Source organism: Neobacillus drentensis (genome assembly GCF_036966985.1).
Classification (GTDB): domain Bacteria; phylum Bacillota; class Bacilli; order Bacillales; family Cytobacillaceae; genus Neobacillus; species Neobacillus drentensis_E.
In genome coordinates this window covers 1-3,816 of sequence record NZ_JBALSN010000634.1, presented here as the reverse complement: position 1 = coordinate 3,816, position 3,816 = coordinate 1, and the positions used below count along the sequence as shown (strand labels likewise).

Genomic DNA, 3,816 nt, shown 5'->3' with positions numbered 1-3,816 from the left:
ATCTTTAGTTTTTTCAATAATGTCAGGGTAGTACTTCCATTTTTCAGCTGCTTTTGTTATAAATCCATAATCTACTTCAAGATTATCATTGACTCTCTCTTGTAACTTTAATTCATTGTAAATAATGTCCTTAATAACAGAATGTTTTTTTGATTCTCTCTTGATCTGCTTATGATATACCTCACTTGCGGTTGAAATTTCACATGATTTAGAATGACGGTGTGAAAAGTGCTCTTCACGGATCTCACCTGATCTTAGAATTAAGGTTTCATTGCAATATGGACAACAAAAGGCTCCCTTATCAGCACGTTTCTTTAAATGCTCTATTTCAGCTTTTATATTAGTCTTGGATTCTAAGTATAGAGTAAGATTAAAATCCTTTCCTTCATATATCGCTTCCTGCAAATTTCATCCTTCCTTTCAGAATTAATGTTGTTCTTTATTAGTTGAGTTTAAGAGATTACTATATTCATTTATTACTTTTACAATTTTTTGCAATTCAATCATCAAAGTGATTGATTTAAACCAAATTGTAACGAATCTAACCTTACGATTGATTAACATCAAAACATGTAGGAATGTGTAAGTCCACGTGAATATTATTGGTAAAATATACCTATATAATATCATAACATAGGAGATTACGGTGCATATACTTTGAGAAAAACTTGAGGATAAAGAAGTTTCTTTAATTGGAGACTGATTAACACCTTCAGTTTATAAAAAGGAGTCTTGATTGAGGGTCTGACCCCCTAGATCTCTCATCTTTTCATCACAATACAAACGTTTGATTAGACTTTATCGATTTTTATTGGAAGCTTCCAAAAAAAGCAATCCACTCTCTATTATTCTTCTATTAAAAGTATTATTCTAAGTGATAAAATAAATTATATATATATTGGATTTTCTAGGAGGATACAATGAAGAGTCAATTAAAGTTTCTCATTTGGATTATTATTATAGGGATTGGTTTTGCTGGAGCGGTCCTATATCAAAAAGGATTCTTTTCGAAGGATAGTTCAGAGAATACTAAACCCGCTATTAAAGAAACGGCATCCACTACTCCTGCAGATACCAGGGTTGCTGCAACATCCACCACCGTCTCCAATCAGAACGATAAAACCATCAGTATCCAATCCATTGATAAAAGTATGGTAGGAGAAACGGTGAGTATTGTGGGTGAAATTATTAACCATAAAGACCACAAGAATGGTCACGTATTCCTTACGGTGAAGGATGCTAGCGGAGAAATTCTCATTCCAATTTTTGCAGATAAGAATATAAACACTGATACATTTGTAACAGGCAATCAATTTCAATTTGCTGGTAATGTCGATGAATTTAATGGAGAAATTGAAATAATTCCTTCGAAGCAAGAAGACATCGTCCCCACCAATCCCATTACAAGAATTAATGAAAAAGATGAAGGCCAGCTGAAGACAATTTCAGGAAAAATTATTTCAAAATATACACACCCACAAGGGCATATTTTTATTACTTTAAAAGTGCAAGAAACTGGGCAAGAACTAGAAATTCCATTATTTAGCTCTCTCCATCCTAATCCAGATGAGTATCCTATTAATTCTGAAGTTAACTTGAAAGGAAAAGTCACTGTTTACAAGAATCGACTACAAATCATTCCAAACTCGCTAAATGACTTAACGATCATAAAAGAAGGCGATGATTCGAGCGTTAGCACTGTAAAATTATCTGCGATATCGGAAGCTGATAGGGGAAAAATGGTGATTACCAGGGGACAGGTAACGGATGTTTCTGAAAAAAATGGGCATCTATACTTTAAGCTTTCAGCTGGAGGAAAAAATATAAAGACTGTTTTATTTAAAGCAGACTCACAGGAAATAGCAGGCAGAAAAACCCGTGTACTTAATGCAGAAAAGGCCCAATTTGAAATTAGTGTTCTCGGCATGGTTGATGTTTATAAAGATGAATTAGAAATAATTATTGATAAAGTCCTTGTGGATTAGACTAGTAGGAGAAGCAAAATGTCTGAATTAATAATTTACGTCGTTGCAGGATTAACGGTTTTAATATCATCGTTCCTATCACCCTTTTTATTTTATTCCATAAGTATTCCGGTACTGTTGATTCTAGTTTTACTTCTGTTTAGTAAAGTAAATAATCTTACCAACGAGGTTAATCCTTATTTACTTAGCGGTATCGGGGCAATATTTGGTTTATCAGCTATCTTTATAGACATTCTCTCTCACTCTCTTGGAACAATTGCCATCTTTTTCATTTTAAGTTCCATCATAAAAGTGATGTTTAAAAAAGAAGCAGACTCACTTCCGGAAACAAGCTTAGCAGGACAAAACAGGAATCTTCCAGGTCAATCCCTTACCGAGAGAAAATATAGTCCTGACCTGCATTCTCAAGAAGAATTATTGATGATTGTTGCTAAAAAAATTGACAATTCATTGGCGGACATTCAAACTCGCCTTCAAAGGATTGAAAATGATGGCCATAATAAATCCTATGGTATAGACGACGCGGTTATCGAAAGGATCCGAATGAGCATCACGAAAGATATGGTAGATTTTTGGAAGATGAACCAAAAACAAATGGACCAAAACTTTGATCGACTCACCACTGTACTCGAAAATGAAATAAAAATGGTGGAAAGCTCAATGGAAATGCTTATAACCAATATGGTAGAAAACAATAAAACACAACAGGATATACAGACTTCTCTTGAACAAATAAAAGAGAAATCCAATGAGTTAGCCACTATCGACGTGATTAGAGAACTTCTGATGGAAAACATGAAAGAGATGGATCATTCTATTGATATGAGACATATCCAAAATCATGAAATTAAGCATTATTTCTACCGTGCCTTAGATGAAGCAAAGCATGAAGTATGTATCATCAGCCCTTGGATATCCGATTGGGTAGTAAAAGATTCTGAAATGGAAACACGGTTTGAAAAATTACTGACGAATGGTGTAAATATAAAAATATTATTTGGAATTAATGGGAATTCATCTTCCTTTAAGAATGATCAAAGAGGCGAAAGAACTGCTCAAGTGGTTCAGGACTTAAAGAGGAAATATACAAAGAAGAGACATACAGGCAAGTTGCAATTTGGGAAAGTCAATTCTCATTATAAATTATTTATTTGCGACGATGATTTTTTTGTAGAAAGTAGCATGAATATCCTTTCCAATAAGGGGGATTATGGAAATGGGTTTAAGTGGCATGAGGGTGGAACATACTCAGAGCACCAGAAAACGTTGATTACACTCAAAAACATATACTTTGGACCAAACAATACGTATAACATCGTTTAAAAAACAAGGACTGATGAATTTATTTATCAGTCCTTGTTTTTGCTTTATTTTCTTCATCAACCTACAGTCCTCACTGGTTCACCAATGCAATTTGTTCCCCATTATTTTAATAATTTCAACCTCTTCCCAATATCCCATAGCAATTAAATAAATTAGCGAATAGCCTATCCATGACAAAATTCGCCCAGTTTCCCTTCTAATTAAACGTTTGATTAGTTTCAGTTCAACCCTTGATAAATTTGAATTAGTCCCACCCTGTCCATTAATAAATTGTTGAAAAATAAACAAAAAGTAGTCGAAAAACAGCATTTAAACCACTCCCGCCACGAAGCGACTCCCTTTCGACCAAATTCCAAATAGGCTATACTATTCAAACGTTTGTTTGAAACTGCTACATGTACTGATGGATAAGCGTTCTACCTGCAAAGGAGGCAAGAAGTTTGTCGAAACAGATTTGATAATTCCGCAGGAAATAAACCACCTTTCTACAAAAACAGTCTGGTTTCTT

At 34.1% G+C, this 3,816-nt stretch carries 2 protein-coding genes and 1 pseudogene; 2 read left to right on the top strand and 1 reads right to left on the bottom strand.

Annotated elements, in window-relative coordinates:
• A pseudogene (locus V7659_RS29495) lies at window positions 1-405 on the bottom strand (competence protein CoiA family protein); the annotation flags it as partial.
• A 515-nt stretch (window positions 406-920) separates the two neighbouring features.
• On the opposite strand from V7659_RS29495, the gene V7659_RS29490 reads away from it, so the two are divergent.
• The gene (locus V7659_RS29490) at window positions 921-1,985 is read left to right on the top strand and encodes an OB-fold nucleic acid binding domain-containing protein (RefSeq protein ID WP_335543594.1); all 1,065 of its coding nucleotides are present in this window, start codon (window positions 921-923) and stop codon (window positions 1,983-1,985) included.
• Window positions 1,986-2,003: 18 nt separating this feature from the next.
• Window positions 2,004-3,308 carry a hypothetical protein gene (locus tag V7659_RS29485; RefSeq protein WP_335543593.1) on the top strand — a complete coding sequence of 435 codons (1,305 nt, stop codon included), beginning with the start codon at window positions 2,004-2,006 and terminating at the stop codon, window positions 3,306-3,308.
• Window positions 3,309-3,816 lie beyond the last annotated feature (508 nt).

Coding starts and splice junctions, on each gene's coding strand:
- V7659_RS29490 (WP_335543594.1), top strand. CDS start 921: ATGAAGAGTCAATTAAAGTTTCTCATTTGGATTATTATTATAGGGATT.
- V7659_RS29485 (WP_335543593.1), top strand. CDS start 2,004: ATGTCTGAATTAATAATTTACGTCGTTGCAGGATTAACGGTTTTAATA.